The organism is Dysgonomonas sp. Marseille-Q5470, assembly GCF_951230145.1.
GTDB lineage: Bacteria > Bacteroidota > Bacteroidia > Bacteroidales > Dysgonomonadaceae > Dysgonomonas.
This window is the reverse complement of sequence record NZ_CATNVE010000002.1, coordinates 637,986-655,895: the sequence shown is the minus strand read 5'-3', so window position 1 is coordinate 655,895 and position 17,910 is coordinate 637,986. Positions and strand designations below refer to the sequence as shown.

General features: G+C 40.9%; 17 protein-coding genes and 1 pseudogene. 7 read left to right on the top strand and 11 right to left on the bottom strand.

Annotated elements, in window-relative coordinates; all coding sequences use genetic code 11:
• Window positions 1–171: 171 nt before the first annotated feature.
• The 11 genes and pseudogenes from QOX35_RS06050 to QOX35_RS06000 form a co-directional block, all read right to left on the bottom strand.
• The gene (locus QOX35_RS06050; RefSeq protein WP_283686179.1) at window positions 172–483 is read right to left on the bottom strand and encodes a helix-turn-helix domain-containing protein; all 312 of its coding nucleotides are present in this window, start codon (window positions 481–483) and stop codon (window positions 172–174) included.
• Window positions 484–682: 199 nt separating this feature from the next.
• Complete coding sequence (locus QOX35_RS06045; protein ID WP_283686178.1) at window positions 683–1,513, bottom strand: RteC domain-containing protein; 831 nt, start codon at window positions 1,511–1,513, stop codon at window positions 683–685.
• Window positions 1,514–1,856: 343 nt separating this feature from the next.
• A complete protein-coding gene (locus tag QOX35_RS06040; RefSeq protein ID WP_283686177.1) occupies window positions 1,857–4,142 on the bottom strand; it encodes a copper-translocating P-type ATPase in 2,286 nt (761 codons plus the stop codon).
• Between the two features lie 107 nt (window positions 4,143–4,249).
• Window positions 4,250–4,648 carry a heavy-metal-associated domain-containing protein gene (locus tag QOX35_RS06035; RefSeq protein ID WP_283686176.1) on the bottom strand — a complete coding sequence of 133 codons (399 nt, stop codon included), beginning with the start codon at window positions 4,646–4,648 and terminating at the stop codon, window positions 4,250–4,252.
• A gap of 39 nt (window positions 4,649–4,687) precedes the next feature.
• Entirely contained in the window at window positions 4,688–5,086 is a 399-nt protein-coding gene (locus tag QOX35_RS06030; protein WP_283686175.1) for a heavy-metal-associated domain-containing protein, read from the bottom strand.
• Window positions 5,087–5,134: 48 nt separating this feature from the next.
• A pseudogene (locus QOX35_RS06025) lies at window positions 5,135–5,458 on the bottom strand (heavy-metal-associated domain-containing protein); the annotation flags it as partial.
• Window positions 5,459–5,839: 381 nt separating this feature from the next.
• Window positions 5,840–7,531: an efflux RND transporter periplasmic adaptor subunit gene (locus QOX35_RS06020; protein WP_283686174.1), complete on the bottom strand. Its 1,692-nt coding sequence runs from the start codon at window positions 7,529–7,531 to the stop codon at window positions 5,840–5,842.
• Window positions 7,532–7,541: 10 nt separating this feature from the next.
• Window positions 7,542–9,038: a TolC family protein gene (locus tag QOX35_RS06015; protein ID WP_283686173.1), complete on the bottom strand. Its 1,497-nt coding sequence runs from the start codon at window positions 9,036–9,038 to the stop codon at window positions 7,542–7,544.
• A 20-nt stretch (window positions 9,039–9,058) separates the two neighbouring features.
• Window positions 9,059–12,889, bottom strand: coding sequence for an efflux RND transporter permease subunit (locus QOX35_RS06010; protein WP_283686172.1), 3,831 nt, complete (start codon window positions 12,887–12,889; stop codon window positions 9,059–9,061).
• 4 nt (window positions 12,890–12,893) lie between these two features.
• Window positions 12,894–13,313: a rhodanese-like domain-containing protein gene (locus QOX35_RS06005; protein ID WP_283686171.1), complete on the bottom strand. Its 420-nt coding sequence runs from the start codon at window positions 13,311–13,313 to the stop codon at window positions 12,894–12,896.
• Window positions 13,314–13,442: 129 nt separating this feature from the next.
• Window positions 13,443–13,922, bottom strand: coding sequence for an HYC_CC_PP family protein (locus tag QOX35_RS06000; protein WP_283686170.1), 480 nt, complete (start codon window positions 13,920–13,922; stop codon window positions 13,443–13,445).
• 349 nt (window positions 13,923–14,271) lie between these two features.
• Between QOX35_RS06000 and QOX35_RS05995 the strand changes: the two genes are divergently transcribed.
• The 7 genes from QOX35_RS05995 to arsM all read left to right on the top strand — a co-directional run bounded on the left by QOX35_RS05995 (window position 14,272) and on the right by arsM (window position 17,875).
• The gene (locus QOX35_RS05995; RefSeq protein WP_283686169.1) at window positions 14,272–14,682 is read left to right on the top strand and encodes an HYC_CC_PP family protein; all 411 of its coding nucleotides are present in this window, start codon (window positions 14,272–14,274) and stop codon (window positions 14,680–14,682) included.
• Between the two features lie 214 nt (window positions 14,683–14,896).
• Window positions 14,897–15,121, top strand: coding sequence for a winged helix-turn-helix domain-containing protein (locus QOX35_RS05990; protein WP_283686168.1), 225 nt, complete (start codon window positions 14,897–14,899; stop codon window positions 15,119–15,121).
• 91 nt (window positions 15,122–15,212) lie between these two features.
• Complete coding sequence (locus QOX35_RS05985; protein WP_283686167.1) at window positions 15,213–15,458, top strand: hypothetical protein; 246 nt, start codon at window positions 15,213–15,215, stop codon at window positions 15,456–15,458.
• Between the two features lie 275 nt (window positions 15,459–15,733).
• Window positions 15,734–16,057, top strand: coding sequence for an ArsR/SmtB family transcription factor (locus QOX35_RS05980; protein WP_283686166.1), 324 nt, complete (start codon window positions 15,734–15,736; stop codon window positions 16,055–16,057).
• A 73-nt stretch (window positions 16,058–16,130) separates the two neighbouring features.
• Window positions 16,131–16,601: a GNAT family N-acetyltransferase gene (locus tag QOX35_RS05975; protein WP_283686165.1), complete on the top strand. Its 471-nt coding sequence runs from the start codon at window positions 16,131–16,133 to the stop codon at window positions 16,599–16,601.
• 13 nt (window positions 16,602–16,614) lie between these two features.
• Complete coding sequence (locus QOX35_RS05970; RefSeq protein WP_283686164.1) at window positions 16,615–17,061, top strand: arsenate reductase ArsC; 447 nt, start codon at window positions 16,615–16,617, stop codon at window positions 17,059–17,061.
• Window positions 17,062–17,065: 4 nt separating this feature from the next.
• On the top strand, window positions 17,066–17,875 hold the full coding sequence (gene arsM / locus QOX35_RS05965; RefSeq protein ID WP_283686163.1) for an arsenite methyltransferase: 810 nt from the start codon (window positions 17,066–17,068) through the stop codon (window positions 17,873–17,875).
• Window positions 17,876–17,910: the final 35 nt, after the last annotated feature.

The following is a 17,910-nucleotide window of genomic DNA, read 5'->3' as shown; positions in this document are numbered from 1 at the left end:
GTTTGCTTACGTTCAGCATTTGGCACAGGTCTTGATTGTCTAAAAGCCGTTCGCCGTTCAGTACGTTATGTCGTCCGCTCATTATATCCATAAATTTATCCAATCGGTCGAAACGTCCCATAAATTGCTCAAACCACTTTTGCATGAAATCTTTTATTCCTTCATCCTCGCTCATGGTTTGCCTCCTTTCTTATTCTTGTTTACCACAAGTCCCGGTAATAGACGTTTGACCTCTGCCAACAGATACCATACTCTACCTCCCCTGATTGAATAGATTATTTCTCCGTTACTGCGTAACCGCTGCATAGTGCGTCTACTTACCCGTAATATGGTAGCAGCATCTTGATCACTCAGCCAAACCTCTGATGGATCAGATTGTTGTAGGATGGTATTTTCTTTTTCTTGTTTTACAAAAGAATGAATCCGGTCGATTTTTTGTAGTAGACTTTTATAGGCTTCCGATTCTATACTTATTACTTTCATGCTCGTAACTTATTGGTTTGATGCAAAGTTCGAGCGTTTTTTGATACTTGATAACGAGGTCGGTACTACTCTTTTTGAATATTTCTGTAAGTAGCTTATATATAATCGAATATAAGTAAATTTTCTCCGAAAAAGAGAAATAGAAAATACAGAAAAGATCGGTATAATGCGTGTTTAAGCATACATACCGACCTCGGTATTATTCTTTTCTACCCATACGCCGCAATAGGGCATCTTTTAACTTGTCAAGAAATGGTGTAGGGGTATTCCGTATTTTCAAATCACCAAGAGTTCGCGAAAGATTGCTATCTAACTGGATATTAAATACATTTTGGATATAATCGTAAAGTTGTGTCAACGGTAGGTCTCCAAACATTCCGGCACTATCCCATGAAAATATTTGCTCCTGTAACTCGGCTTTACTACCCATCCAAGTCTTTTTAGTCGCAGGAAAGCCAAAAGAACAACTCTTCATACCGTTATCATCCAACAACTCCACTTCGTGCATCAAATAGACAGAAAGCATATCATTTGCTAAAATCTTCGCTACCTTAAAATCGCAGTTAGTCGAAAATTGGGGATCAAATTCATAATAAAATGTTTCGAGATATTGCTCCACGTCTGTTTTATCCCGCAGAAAATAAATAGCGTCTAAATGAGAAGAGTCTGATCGGTAATAACGGATAAAATCAAGCCTTTTACCATTATATTTGTTTATATCATTCAATAAATCACAGAAGTATTCCCGTTGTTTATTTATACCTATGGGGCGATTCATCTCAATATTATAGACTTTACGATAGAATATTAAACGGGAGCATAATCTGGGTTTAGTTTCTTTGAAAAAATAAATTTCCTCTTCCTCATCTTTAAAATTGTATGATAAAATAAATGCTTTTAATTGGTTGAATGCTTTGGCAAGTATGCGGGAAGCATCCAAAGACTTCGTAATCATACTCATTTCAGAACATTCTATTTGTTCAATCTTTATATCAATTTCTTTTTTTAGATGGGAAGTAAATCGAATCATAAATATGCATCTTTTAGACCAAACAGTAAAACAGAATTCTATTACTAATTGAACTACAATAGAGCACGAAATCTAATATCTCAAGTTTGATTTCTTTAAAAAATATTTTCATTAGAAATATCATTAGAGTTTAAAAAAAGAAAACAACTTCTCATTTTATTCAGACAATCGCTAAAGAGTCTTATTATTGATTCAGATTCTTCAATGGAAATTCATCAAAATGATGGTAAAACACACCGACATATATACTACAACTTATCAGGTTATTTCATATGCCGGTGTGACACTTACCAGAATCAAATAAAAACAATTAATATTTCCATCAGGTATGAATAAATGGATTTTATTTCATTCGTAACATCAACGCATTTATTGCAACTATTACTGTACTGACGGACATTAGTACAGCCCCTACGGCAGGACTCAATATAATACCTACAGGAGCGAGAACTCCTGCTGCCAATGGTATGGCAATGATGTTATACCCTGCTCCCCACCATAAATTTTGCACCATTTTTGTTGTTGTGTTTTTTGCAAGTGAAAGAAAATGGATGATATCATACGGATTACTTTTTACCAATACCACGTCTGCTGAATCTATCGCCACATCTGTTCCGGCACCGATTGCCACACCGATATCTGCACGTGCCAATGCCGGCGCGTCATTCACTCCGTCACCCACCATCATAACGCTTTTCCCCTTATGCTGGTATTCTGTTATGACCTTCTCCTTATTTTCGGGTAAAAGAGAGGCATATACATCGCTGATACCCAACTGTCCACCAACAGCCTTTGCCGAGGCTTCATTGTCTCCTGTTAACATGACCGGAGTAATTTTTTCATTTTGAAGTTCTTTTACTGTCTGTTTGGCTTCTGGTTTAATTTGATCTCCTTGTGCTATTAAACCTGCTACATCATTATTAATTAAAAGGTAACTTATGGAATTGCCTTTTTCTGCCAAGTCATTAAATAAGGATCTATCATATGACACTGCATTTTTATCCAGATATGCAGCAGTAACAATTTTTGCATCCTGTCCACTTACAGTACCCGATAAACCTGTTCCACTTATAAGAGCAACATTTTCGGCCTTTGGTATCTCCAATTTATCTTCTTTGGCTTTATCCAATATACCTACTGCTAATGGATGATTGGAATGTACTTCCATTGCTGCCATTGTTTTTAGTATATCAGTATCATTCCATCTATCCGAAAGACTTTTAACAACGGAAACACGGAAATTTCCTTCAGTAAGCGTACCCGTTTTATCCATGGTTACAACAGATATATCCTTTGCTTTCTCCAATGCGTTACGGTTACGGATTAGTAAACCATGTGTTGCACCTAAAGATGTAGAGCGAGCTACTACAAGGGGGATGGCCAAGCCTAAAGCGTGTGGACAGGCAATGATAAAGACAGTTACCATCCTTTCCAATGCGATATTAATATCTTTGTCGATAATATACCAAACGATAAATGCAATGATACCTACTATCAATGCTATATAAAAGAGTGCTTTGGCTACTTTATCGGAAATGGATTCCGCTCGTGATTTTTCTTGTTGGGCTTGTCCTACCAGTTTCATCACTTGTGCCAGGTAACCTGATTCGCCTGTACCTGTCACTTCTATTACGATAGATCCCGAACCATTGACCGAACCGCCTATCACGGTTGCTCCTTCGCTTTTCTTTATGGCTTTGGCTTCCCCGGTTACCATTGATTCATTAACAGATGTTTCACCAGATATAACTTTCCCGTCGGCAGGCACTTTTTCTCCCGCCTTTACCATTACATGCTGCCCTTCTTGTATTTGTTGAAGAGGAACATCATTAACACTTCCGTCAGGTTGTACCAGATGCGCACTTCCAGGCAACAACTCAGCCATTTTCTGCAATGCGTTTCCCGCATTACCCACAGCCTTCATTTCTATCCAATGACCGAGCAACATAATAACAATCAGTGTCGCCAATTCCCAAAAGAAATCCATTCGGTGACCTGGCACTTGCAGAATGTAATTGGTAACAAAAGCATACACACTATATATATAAGAAACAGTGATACCCATTGAAATCAATGTCATCATAGCCGGATTTTTTGCTTTTAATTCACTCGCAGCTCCGGTAAGAAATGGCCATCCGCCGTAAAAATACAGGAATGAAGCTAAGAACAATACTACCCAATATGAACCCTGGAATGTAAGGGTAAAAGGAAGTTTCATGCCCATCATAGGGGATAACAGAATAATCGGTATTGCTACGATAAGGGAAATCCAAAATTTCTGTTTAAGATTTCCCATATGAGCCATATGTCCTCCCGCATGATCGTGATTCTGATGTCCATGCCCACTATGGTCATGTCCTTGGTGCATACTGTTCATTTCTGTATGATCCTGATGATTATTATGCGATACGTTTTGAGCATTTTGAGCCATTTCTATAGTATAATTGCCAATTTTCGATAAGGCATCCTGCAATACTTCCGTAGATATATGTTTATCCATACTGATGATGGCTATAGGAGGATCAAGAGTAACAGTTGCATGAATGCCTTCAATAGCATTCAGTGCTTTTTCCACACTTGAACGGCAATGATTACAAGTCATACCGTTTATAATATATGTATGTTTCATGTTTGGCTTCTTTTTATAAGAGGAATGCTCTAATTGAGCATTCCCTATAAATATAATACTCACTTATCCCGGTCATTTATTCACCGTTTAAATTATTTCTAACAGAATTACCTGTATTTGCAACAGCCGGGTAGGGCATTATACGTTTTTTTATCTGTTTTGTCCTTTTCTGTATCATGTCCCACTTTGGCAACGGCCTTACTTATTGCCTCGATAGATGTTTTCTTTTCGTCAAAGTTAAGATGTAATTCTTTCGTCTTTTTATCCCAAATAGCCGAAGACACACCTTCCACATTTAATGCGGCTGTCTCAATTCGTTTTTTACACATATCGCACTTACCTTCCACTTTGAGCATCGCATGAGATTCTTTCATTTCACTTTTTTCTTTTTGATGATGTCCGGCATGTATGGTATCTTTTTTTTGTAGGCTATCCTGATTGTTAGCAGTCAGGCTGTTTGCTGATAAGAATATTATCACTGTTAAAAACAAAACTATCTTTTTCATTTCTTTTTTATTTTAATTGATTAATTATTCGTATTTCTCTTATTTTCTGTATTTGCAGCAATCGGGCAGTGCATCATATGCTGCCTGGTCAGCCTTATCTCTATCCGTATCATGTCCTGCTTTGGCAATAGCCTTGCTGATTGCATCCAGATTAGTCTGATGCGGATTGAAGTTCAGATGTAGTTCCTTCTTTTCTATATCCCACATAGCCGAAGATACCCCTTCCACACCTTTTGCTGCGGTTTCTATTCGCTCTTTACACATTTCACAAAGCCCTTGCACACCCAACATGGCATGTTCATCCTGATGATGTTCTGGGGCTGACTGGGCTGTCGGTTCCGTTTTGGATGTATCGTTACCTGATGTGCTTCTTGAGTTACAGGCACTAAAAGACAGGATGCCTAATCCCAATACGATGACTAAAATATACTTCTTCATTTTATTCTATTTTTTAATGGTGAATATTCCTTTTTTAGGTTGTTATGTTTATTTCCTATATTTGCAACAGTCCGGTAGTGCATCATAAACAGCTTTGTCTGCTTTGTACTTGTCTGTGTCATGCCCAACTTTGGCTACTGCTTTACTTATAGCATCCACATTGGTTTTTGCCGGATCAAAATTCAAATGTAGTTGTTTAGACTTCTGATCCCACGAAGCCGATGTTACTCCGCTAACACCTTTAGCGGCTTTCTCAATACGTTCTTTGCATATTTCACAGAGTCCCTGAACACTGATCATGGCATGTTCATCTTTGGAAGCGACCGGTTTTATATCACTGGACGTACCGCCCATATCATGTCCTTCGTGTCCGGTGGAAGTCGCAGTTGTAGCTGATGAAGCTTGTTTGCTATCTTTTGACATGGCAGACATATCATGTCCCTGATGCTCATTTGTCGAACCTGTTCCTTTTTGGGTATTATCTGAACATCCCGATGTGCCATGCCCCTGATGCCCTGCGGTCGAAGCCGACGATTTTTTATTTACTTTACTGCGGCTTCCGCAACCACCTTGCATATCTGTCAGGTATTCCTGTCCGGGCGATGTACTTCCTATGACAGACGACTCGTTTTCGGACCGGTTATTACTTTTAGAGTAAGATGGAAGGGAAAATAAAATGATTGCTATTGCACAAAAATATTTTTTCATAATCTGACTTTTTTAAAATTATTGGATACTTGTTACTTTATTATATTATTTTCTGTATTTACAGCAGCCCGGCAAAGCATCATAAGTTGCTTTATCTGCTTTGTATTTATCCGTATCATGCCCTGCTTTTGCGACAGCCTTACTGATTGCGTCAACCGATGTTCTGGAAGCGTCGAAATTCAGATGCAGCTGTTTCGTTTTCTGATCCCACGATGCAGAAGATACTCCGCCGACCCCTTTAGCGGCTTTCTCTATACGCTCCTTACACATTTCACAGAGTCCCTGAACATTAATTATCGCATGTTCTGACTTTGCAACAGTTGTTTGTTGCCCGTCGTTGCCCGTTGCAGACATATTATGCCCGGAATGCGGGTCTGCCTTGGTGTTTTGTTCCATATTCATATTCTCCATTTTATTGTTAGAACTTCCTGTCATATTGTGCCCTTCATGCCCCGTCATAGGACGTGAAGCTTCCTTATTCATCATACTGCGTTTACCTTCCAATTGTGCACTGGCATCAATGGAGAATGCCCCGTTGGTAACAATTTCATCCCCGTCTTCGATCCCTGAAAGAACGACATAGGAATCACCCAGTGAGGGGCCTAATTCTATTTCACGCAACATAAATGCCGGGGAACCGGTATCGGGTTGTTTGACATATATAATTGAACGTTTACCTGTCCACAGTACCGATGATTTAGGAATGACAATCTCATTATCATACTGCTTTAGCGGAGCTTTCACGATTGCACTGGCATACATTTCAGGTTTTAACTGAAATCCGGGGTTTGCAGTTTCCACCCTTACTTTTGCCGTGCGGGTAATCCTGTCCAGTATCGGGTCTATGAATGTTATTCTTCCCGAAAAGGTTTTTCCCGGAGCACTTTGCAACGTGAAATCGATTTTATCCCCGATTTTAAGGAAAGGCAGATCGACCTCATAAGCATCGAACATCGCCCATACCTGAGAAAGATTGGCTATATCGAACAGCACGCTGCCCTGATTGATATAATCGCCCTGACTGACTTTCTTGCTGACAACAATACCGCCGGTATTGGCTTTAATATCCACAAGCGGAGATACAGTACCCGACTTCTCGATTGCCGAGATCTGGTCGTCGGACAATTTCCATAATCTCAGCTTTTCTCTGGCAGCCTGAAGCAATGCCGGTTGTAGAGATACCATCTTTGCAGCCTCCAGCAATTCCTGTTGTGCACTTAATAACTCAGGGGAGTAAATAGTGGCGATAATCTGCCCCTGTCTGACACTTTCTCCCGTAAAATTGAGAAACAGCTTTTCGATACGCCCGCTAACATGCGAAGTTTGGGATTGCGATAAACGTTCGTCCGCCTGTATTGTTCCGTATAAACGCAAATCCTTAACCGGATTCTGACGGCTTACGACAGTGGTCTGAATATTTGCCAGAGCGACTGCCTCTGCCGACATCTGAATGGCATCGGGGTCTACGGCTGCATCAGACCCGCCTGTGGTTTTTAAAGGGATCAGATCCATTCCGCAGATCGGGCATTTACCGGGTTTGTCCATTTTGATTTGGGGGTGCATGGCACACGTCCATACCTGTCCGGCAGCATCTTCATGGATATGCTCCGCCGTTTCATTGTGACCGGCGGATGAACCGCCGAATATCGCCCAGCCCAGAAATAAGCCGGCGACAAGAATCAAACCATATTTTAAATAGTTATTCTTCAGAATATTTTTTATTTTATTAGTTTCCATAATGTCTCGCTTATTTTTGTTGTTCGGTTTCTTTAGATGAAATCAGTTTTTGAATAGAGGCAACCATTGTATTGTAACTGGCTACGGCTTCCGCACCCTTTAGTTGATAATCCAAAAGCTGGCGTTGTACCTGGATCACATTGGTCAGGTCGCTTTTGCCGGAAATAAATTCCTGTACAACCAGATTGTATGTTGTTTGAGCCAGATTGGTTTGTTTTTTAAACAGTGCGATCTTCCGGGAGGCATCATCCAGCTGGTGTTTGGTCTTGTACAATTCCGCTTGGAGTGTATTCAGGGTATTTGTATATTTTTCCCGGCTTGCCTGCCACCAGAATTTACTTTCCCGTTGCTGGGCCTTATACTTACTCCTGTAAATAGGGATCGTGACAGAAAGCATCGGCATGATCATATCCTTGCCGTTCATACTGCTCATCGTGCTGCCTGTACCCATATCCGTATTCATCGGGTCGGCTTGGGGGGCAAGGCTCTTGTTCATAAGCATATACTGAAGGCCTATACCGAACATGGGGTAACTCATTTTCTTATCCATCTCGGCTTTTGCCTTATAGGCTAAGCCTTCTTCATTTATCATTCCCAGCATCGGATTCTGATCGGCTATCCTGTCCATGGCGGAAGCTCCGTCAAAGAGAAATGGAATCTGCTCGAAAGAATCGGGTATTTCAATATTGGTATCGGCAGAACGGTTTAACAGGGCATTGAACCTGGCTTTTTCAGCCCTTATTTCCGACTGTATACTTTCGATGTTATTATCCAATTCCGTTATTTCAAGCTGGATACGCAGCACATCCGACATACCCGAAGATGCACCTGCCGACATACCGCCACTGCCAGAACCACCCATAGAGGACATTCCGCTGCTTTGTGATGCTGCCTGTGCAGTCGCACCACCCATTCCGGCCATTCCACCTCCACTGCTTGCGGGCGGAGTACTTGTCGGAGGTGTCGGGGCAGACAGGGTATAACCCGATCCGGAACCTGCACCGGGAGATGAGAATTTTCGCAGTGCCAGTTCTTCCAACTGTGTAAGCAGTTTCTTATTCTCCTGATTGTTGATCAGCTTTTGTTGCAAACTGCAAAGCAGGAACCATTGTGTGTATACATCCAGATAGAGGTTATCCCTCGATTCCCGGAATTTCTCAAATGACATTTTTGCCATATGGGTCGCTTCGGTACGGGCGGCTTTTTTTGTCCCGAACCACGGAAACATCTGCATCAACTTGAATTCACCCACCTGACGGCCGTCGACAAATTCCATCGGTTCAAGGAAGAATCCCATTTCCAGTTGCGGGTCCTGATAAGCACCCGCCTGCGGTATCTTCTCCAAAGATGCTTTATAAGCCATAAAATCAGCTTTTATACCCGGATTATTCCGGGCGGCTATCTCCAGGTAATGGCTTAACGAATCAGTCCTTTGTGCATAGGAACCGATACTTAAAAGCATCAGGGATAGCAGCATCACAACATATTTATATTTCTTGTCTGACATATTGCTCGTGTTATTTATTTTCACTCTTCTATTTTACCGTGTTTACTGATTGCACGTTCCCGCCACCAGCATTGGAATACCGGAACCACAAACATGGTCATGGACTGGATAAGCATACCGCCGAAGGTCGGTATGGCCATCGGAATCATGATATCGGCTCCCTTACCTGTCGATGTGAGTACGGGAAGCAAGGCTATCAATGCGGTCGCCGTAGTCATGGCGGCAGGACGAACCCTTCTCAGCCCGGCATGGATCACGGCTTCCCTGATTTCATCCTTGGTCTGCGGATTTCTTTCCACAAACGTGTCGTGTATATAGGTTCCCATCAATACACCGTCATTGGTGGCGATACCGAACAGGGCGATAAAACCGACCCAGACGGCGATACTCAGGTTAATGGGATGCATCTGGAACAGGTCACGCATATTCATCCCTCCCACAGAAAAGTTCATAAACCAAGGTTCTCCGTATAGCCACAAGAGGATAAATCCGCCTGCAAAGGCAACTATTACTCCCGAAAAATGGATAAGTGACGCTGTTACGGTTTTGAACTGGAAATACAGTACCAAGAGGATGGCCAGCAAACTCAGCGGGACAACAAGCAATAAGCGGGTAGCTGCCCTTTTTTGCTGCTCGTAATTCCCTGCAAATTTATAGGATACTCCTTTAGGCAGTTGCAATTCGCCCGAGCTGATCTTTGCTTTGAGTATTTTGTCGGCTTCATTGACGACATCCACCTCGGCTTTTCCGGCGGCCTTGTCGAAAATCACATACCCTAAAAGGAAGGTGTTTTCGCTTTGGATCATCTGGGCTCCTTTGGTATATTGTATATCGGCCACTTCTTTCAGCGGAACCTGTGCCCCTGTAGCTGTGGGTACAATCAGCCGTGCCAGTTCTTCGGGATTTCCTCTCAACTCACGGGGGTATCTCAGGCGTACAGGAAACCGTTCCCGTCCTTCGACGGTCGTAGTTAAAGGCATACCTCCCACGGCGGCACTGATCACATCCTGTAAATCGGCTACCGTAATTCCGTAACGGGCCATATTCTGCCTGTTGAGTTTAATCTCGATGTAAGGTGCACCTACGGCACGGTCATAAAATACGGTCGATGGCAGGATAGAGGGCACTTCTTTGAGTGCCTGTTCCATAGCCCGCCCCCCTTGCTCAATAGACTCCAGATCGGGACCGGAAACTTTGAGTCCCATCGGGGCACGCATACCTGTGGATAACATCACAAGTCGGGCTTCGATCGGCTGGAGTTTAGGGGAAGAGGTCAGGCCGGGCATATGGGTAACATTCACTATTTCCTGCCAGATATCGTCCGTCTTTTTGATATGCGGTCGCCATTGGCGGAAATAATCCCCTTTACTGTCTGCTACAAGGCTATCCGGGGGTATCAGCCTGAATCCGTCTTTCGGATTATAGGTTAAGCCTCCTTTTAATAAAAATTCGCCGTCACGGTTGGTTTTGAAACGTTTGCGGTGGCCGTTTTCATCCAGTATAAACTCGGAACGGTAACTGATCGTATTTTCAAACATCTGGGTCGGAGCAGGGTCAAGGGCTGAATTGACACGTCCCCATTTACCGACTGTTATTTCCACTTCGGGAATATTTGAAATCCGTTTATCGAGTGTTTCAATAAATTGCAGGTTCTGTTCGATCCCGGTATGAGGCATACTGGTGGGCATCAACAGGAACGATCCTTCATTCAGGCTCGGCATAAATTCTTCTCCGATGCCCGGAAAACGATTGCTCGAAGCCTGCCAGAATCCTGTCTGGCGGAAAGTTTTCCATCCCACGGTTTCAAATCCTTTGGCTACGAAGCTGAAAGTGCTGTCAAATCCAAGCCAGATAACTATTCCGAAAAAGACGGTGGTAACAGGCAGCAGCATAAATTTCCAGCGATGAGCCAGACACCAGCGTAGAATGCCTTCGTAATAAATAACCAAAACCCATAACAGGCCCAGTATAACGGCGATACAGGAAATCACGAATATAAAGTTCAGGAAGAATCCTTCCTGCGTACCGATTGGCAGCCATTCTATGGTCAGATAGTATACTGCTATCAGAAGTGCTATTGCGATATTGATATATGTCGGTATTTTATCTTTTGTCCAGTACCACGCAAAGAAATTGTTTAAACCCAGCAAGGTAAGCCCCAATGCAGCAACAACCCCTGAGAATACAAACAGGAGTATACCTGCGGCGATAAGGACGATATTTGCGATTTTACGGATTTGTTTCGATGATAATTTCAGCGAAAAGATATAGTATGCTATTGTCGGCAGCATGGCTATACCCAGCAAGAATGCAGAGGTCAACGCGAATGTTTTTGTATAGGCCAGAGGCTTAAAGAGTTTACCTTCCTGTGCTTCCATGGCAAAAACAGGTAGAAAGCTGATAATGGTAGTGAGCATCGCAGTGGATAATGCACCGGAAACTTCACTGACGCTTTTGTAAATCAGGTTTACAAATGCCTTGCCTCTGGTTATACCTTTATTGGCCTCTTCTTCCATTTCGATGTGCCGGATAATATTCTCGACAAAGACGACCCCGACATCTATCATAACCCCGATGGCAATGGCTATACCCGATAATGCCACAATATTGGCTTCGACTCCCGTGTATTTCATAATGATAAATGTACACAGTACGGCGATAGGCAGGATACTGGATATAATAACCGATGCCCGCAGGTTAAAGACAAGTACGATAACCACTATAATACAAATCAGTATTTCATGTGAAAGAGCCGTTTCAAGTGTTCCGATAGTTTCCTGTATCAATCCCGATCTGTCATAGAAAGGAACGACAGTTACTTTTGAAACAGTACCGTCAGCCAGCGTTTTCTGAGGAAGGCCGGCTTCCATTTCTTTTATCTTGGTTTTTACATTTTCAATAACCTGCATCGGATTGGAACCGTAACGTGCCACGACAACGCCTCCTACGGCTTCAACGCCTTCTTTGTCCAGCCCGCCTCTTCGGGTGGCGGGTCCCAGGTTAACAAACGCCACATCCTTTATTTTGACGGGCACACCGTTGCGCACCGTTATTACGGCTTCTTCCAGATCGGATACATTTTTGATATATCCTAATCCCCTGACCAGGTATTCGGCTTTATTAATCTCTACGGTTTCGGCTCCTATATCCAGATTGCTCTTCTGTACGGCACTCATCACGTCCATGATCGAGACATTGAATGCACGCATGGCATCGGGGTTTATATCGACCTGGTATTCTTTTATAAATCCGCCTATGGAGGCTACTTCAGAAACACCCTCGGCAGAGGAAATGGAATATTTGGCATAGAAGTCCTGTATGGTTCTCAGTTCATCGGGGTCCCAGCCTCCGGTTGGCTTTCCGGTTTCAGGGTTCCGCCCTTCGAGTGTATACCAGTATATCTGACCAAGGGCCGTTGCATCGGGTCCCAGGGAGGGCTGCACGCCTGTGGGGAGAGTTCCTGCCGGAAGCGAATTGAGTTTTTCCAGAATACGGGAACGGCTCCAGTAAAATTCGACATTGTCATCGAAAATAATGTAAATAAACGACATACCGAACATGGAGGTACTGCGGATGGTTTTTACTCCGGGAATCCCCAATAAAGAAGTGGTCAGCGGATAGGTAACCTGTTCCTGCATATCTTTGGGGGAACGCCCCATCCATTCGGTGGCTACGATCTGCTGATTTTCACCGATATCGGGAATAGCGTCGACCGGTACGGGATCACGGGGCAATAAGCCTCCGTGCCAGTTGAACGGGGCGGTAGATAAGCCCCAGACAACAATCAGGACAAGCAATAACATCGTTATTAACCTGTTCTCAAGAAAATACTTGATAATTCTGTTCAGCATAGTCTTATTTATTATATTTCAATGATTTATCGACGTTTTGCCAGGCTCCGCCATCGTATACATTAGTAAACCCCTGAAGTGTTAATATTGTTTTGGCTTCTTCACTTCTTTTGCCACTCCGGCAGACAACAATGATGTATGTGTAATCCTTCAGTAAGCGTGCAGATTTTTCCAGAACGTCAAGAGGGATATTGACCGATTTATCGATATGTCCTTCTTCAAACTCTTCGGGTGTACGCACGTCAACGATGACCGATGATGCTTCACCGGCTATATGGCTGATAAATTCGTAACGTACTTCTTCCGCTTTGGATATAACGGAATCTTTTACCGCAGGATAATTACTGCCATGATTGGGGTATGACTGCCCCATGGTATAGCTTGTGGAAAAGGCTATACCGAATAAAAAATATATAGGTCTCATTGTCTTTTGATTTTATAAGCATATATAGATAAGTATAAATATGTAAAACAACTCCGGACATGACTTGTTTTTAAATCTGTTCAGATCATCTTGTTTTAATCAATAACGGCGGTTATTGACCTTATAGAATCAAATACGGTAGATGCAGATATAGGTAAGCAGGTCTATATGCTGCTTATTAAGCCCTCCGGGCGGAAAGTTTTGCCCGATGGCAACAGTAGTATCGGGTTCGACAAAGTTGAACATATAGTTTAATGTAAACCATACATACTCTAAAGAGGGAAGGATATGGCTGATATTAAACTGCCTGTCCTGATGCTGATAGTCGTCTGTGGAGAGTTGGACTTTTTGGATGTCGCAACAGTCGTCATGCGATTTATAGGCCTCGTGGTTATCTTCTTGCGAAGTTGTAGCCTGAGCCGCAGAACAGCAGGAGTCGGTTTCAGGTTGCGGCATATCTTTCATAGCCGCACAACATGATTTACTCATCGAATCATCCAAAATACCTACGGAATATAAATTTCCTTCGCAAAAATGCATGGCCAGTACCGGATGAGCTCCGACGACCACCATAATCAGAAGTAAAAATATAGCTGTAATCCGTTTCATTTCAATGGATGATTTTTCAAAAATGTAACCATTAACGCAAATATATGTATATTAAGTGTACGGAAAAAATAATAACGTACTTTTTGACAAAAATTAATAGTTTGTTAAAATATACCCGGATATATTATACTGGTACTGAATATATTTTACAGGGCTTAACTAATAAAACGTAAGTGTATCCCATAGTTGATAACAGGAAAATACCGATAAAAAAAGGATCTGCCATTTTTTCTTAAAAAGCCGAAATCGGATTCTCAATATAGTAGGTTATTTTTATCTTGTCATAAAAAAATATAAAATTCATATCAGATGGATTCCCAGATTAAAATATTGATAACTTTGCTTTTACATGAAAAAAAGATTTTTTGCGATAGTAGCAATACTCTATCTGATATTTTCCATCGGATTTATCAATTATAGGGTTATTTGCCGGAACGATTTGGTAAAATCGGGTCTGGTTGCCAATGATCGTAAAAATGTGCCCTGTGGCAGATGTAATGAAAACGGATGTGAAAACTCAGGCAAGGGAAAATGCTGTGAACATCGTGTTCAATTACTAAAAATCAATATGGATCAGGCCGATTTTAAACCGGTCCTGGATAATGAATTAAGTCATCTGGCAGCTTCATATATATTTCTGCCGTTTGATAATTCTCTTTTCGCTGTAAAATCCTTCGCATATTCGTTTTCTTCAGAAAATGCTCCTCCTGACAGCGGGCAGACTCCTCTGAATATTCTTCATTGCACATACCTGATTTAATTCCTTACAATACAGGCAGGTTGCGTTTCGTCTTTATCCGGGCATAATATATGCTTATACAAAGAGAAGCAGTGTCTGTTTGTTTTTTTGAATCTGATTCAATTTTCATTTGTTTTTTATAAATACATCACACGGGGCAATTGTAAAATTGTTCGTGTTCTGCCTGTATTTATAATATCCTTAAATTATTTGTAATGAATTAAATTATAAAATTATGCTGAAAAATGATATTGGTATCGACGCAGGTTTGATCTGGCGTTTATTGTCCGAGAAGAAAGTATTGTCAATAAGGGAAATAGGAGAATTCTCAGGTTACAGGGATTCTATGATTTTTTTGGCTCTCGGCTGGCTGGCAAGAGAAAACAAGGTTTGCTTTAGAGATAATAACGGAACTTTATATATAGAATTAAATAACATTTTAACTGAACTTTATTATTGAACGGAATTAATTTATGCTCAAGCTGTTTTCTTTTGAATAAATAATTGCTGTTCGTGTTATTTGAAGTCTATAAATTCTAATACTTCAGGCCATGAGTAACAAGAAAAAATTGAAGCCTCCTGTCAGCGTAGTGGAACATGGCAGGTTCAAAGTGATTTTCTTAAAATATATATCTGTCATCAGCCTTTTTGTCGGTGCATGCATAGGATTGATTATCTGGTATTTTTTTATCAGATGTGGTCATTCATATTGTGTAAAACATAATTATCCGATACCCGTTATCGGTACATCTGCTTTTATCGTATGGATAATATCCGTTGCTGTATTTAAAAAGTAATAAATTTGGATTGCAGGAATATTCCTGCAATCCGTAATATTTAATACAAATCGATGACAGATATACTAAGTTAAATTGTAAATATCAATAACGTTTATGTAAAGTTTTATATACCTATCGTTTTGATTAAATACATGCGACCTCTTCAATTTTATATGATCTTTGCATTAACTCTGATTATCATATAATCATGTGTAAATAAATAATCTAAAAATCACAGTTCGCCATATTGCGAATCAAAAACATATTCGTATATTTACGAACAATATTTTTATATGGAAAAGAAAGAACTAACAAAACAACAAGAAAAGCTAGCCAGATTTGCAAAGGCACTGGGGCATCCGATACGTATAGCAATACTTGAAATGCTTGCAAATCAATCATGCTGCTACCATGGGGACATGTCGGGAGTGCTGCCAATTGCTAAAAGCACACTTTCACAACATTTGAATGAATTGAAAGATGCCGGATTGATACAGGGAGAAATAACACCTCCTACTGTAAGATATTGCATCAACCGAGAAAATTGGCATCTGGCGAAGAATCTATTTTCGTCATTTTTCTCTAGCAAACAACCTGAAAATATTTTTTGCGAATAAAAAAATTTAAAACAATAATTCGTTGTTTTACGAACAGCGAATTAAAAGTCTAAAAAATTTTATTATCCATTATATGAATACAATCCGATCAGCAAAACCAGAAGATATAGAGCAGATAAAGAAACTCTATCGGGAAACAATACTATCCGTAAATATCAAAGATTATACATCCGAGCAGGTTGACTTGTGGGCAAAACGTGGAGTTGAGAATGATGTTTGGCAGCAACGTATAAATGAAGAATATTTCATTGTCTGTGAAATCGAGAATCAAATAACTGGCTTCTGCTCCTTAAAACCCGATGGCTATTTGAATACCCTCTTTATCCATAAAGATTTTCAAGGGCAGGGTATTGCAAAGGCTCTGTTATCAACTATCGAGCAACACGCCAAAGAAGTCGGAATAGAAGAACTTAGTGCGGATGTATCTCTTACTGCTAACGCCTTCTTTTTAAAGAATGGCTATACCAACTTAGGGCAACAAACTGTCTGCATAGGTATACCGATGATTAATAGTAAAATGATCAAACAACTAAAAATAAAATAAAAGTAATACAGTGATGAAAGTACTTATTCTTTGTACAGGCAATAGTTGCCGTAGTCAGATGGCTCATGGTTTCCTTCAATCGTTCGATCCTTCGCTTATTGTCTGCTCGGCAGGGACAAAAGCGAGCGGAAAACTAAATCTCAAAGCTGTTGAAGTAATGAAAGAAGCAGGGATAGATATTTCACATCATACTTCTGATAGTCTTGACAAATATCTGAATGACGAATGGGATTATGTAATTACCGTTTGTGGTGGTGCGAATGAAAGCTGTCCTACATTTACAGGGAAAGTAAAACACCGTTTGCATATAGGTTTTGACGATCCTTCCGATGCTGTGGGCACACCTAAGTTTATTCAATCCGAGTATATCCGGGTACGTGACGAAATTAAGAAAGCGTTTTATGAATTTTACCTAAAAGAGATAAAAGGAAATGAATTGTCAAATAATATAAGACACTGAATTGATGAGAACAAATAAAGAGAAAAAAGAGATGGTAAAGCAACGGTATAGTGAATTGGCTTTAAATAGCGAATTGCTTAAATCGGGTTGTTGCTGCGGCACTAACCCGACTATACCATCGAAAAAGGTATTTACCATAATGAGTGAAGATTACAGCCAATTGAAAGGATACGAAGCTGATGCGGACTTGGGTGTAGGCTGTGGATTACCAACAGAATATGCAGGGATTAAAGAGGGATATACTGTGATTGATTTAGGATCGGGAGCAGGTAACGATTGTTTTATTGCACGAGCCGAAGTAGGCGAAAGCGGTAAAGTGATCGGCATTGACTTTTCTCCTCAAATGATAGAGAAAGCTCGAAAAAATGCAGCCAAACGTGGTTACACCAATGTTGAATTTATGGAAGGAGATATTGAGGAAATGCCTGTGCCTGATAATACAGCCGATGTGGTTGTAAGTAATTGTGTACTGAATCTGCTGCCTGAAAAAGATAAGATTTTTAAAGAGATTTATCGTGTTCTCAAAAAAGGCGGACATTTCTGTATTTCCGATGTTGTGCTGAACGGTGTGTTTCCGAAAGAGTTTACCGATAATGCTTCGATGTATGCAGGGTGTATAGCCAGTGCTATTCAAAAAGAGGATTATTTAATGGAAATTGAAAAAGCAAACTTCGCCAATATTAAAGTGGAAAGAACAAAAACGGTTGTTATTCCTGATGATGTATTACAAGAACATTTGGATGAAGTAACCATTGCAAAATACAAAGCTGGCAATGTTGGTATTTATTCTATTACGGTGACTGGAGTAAAATAACAAAATATTCTAAAATAAGCAACTAGAGAGTGTGT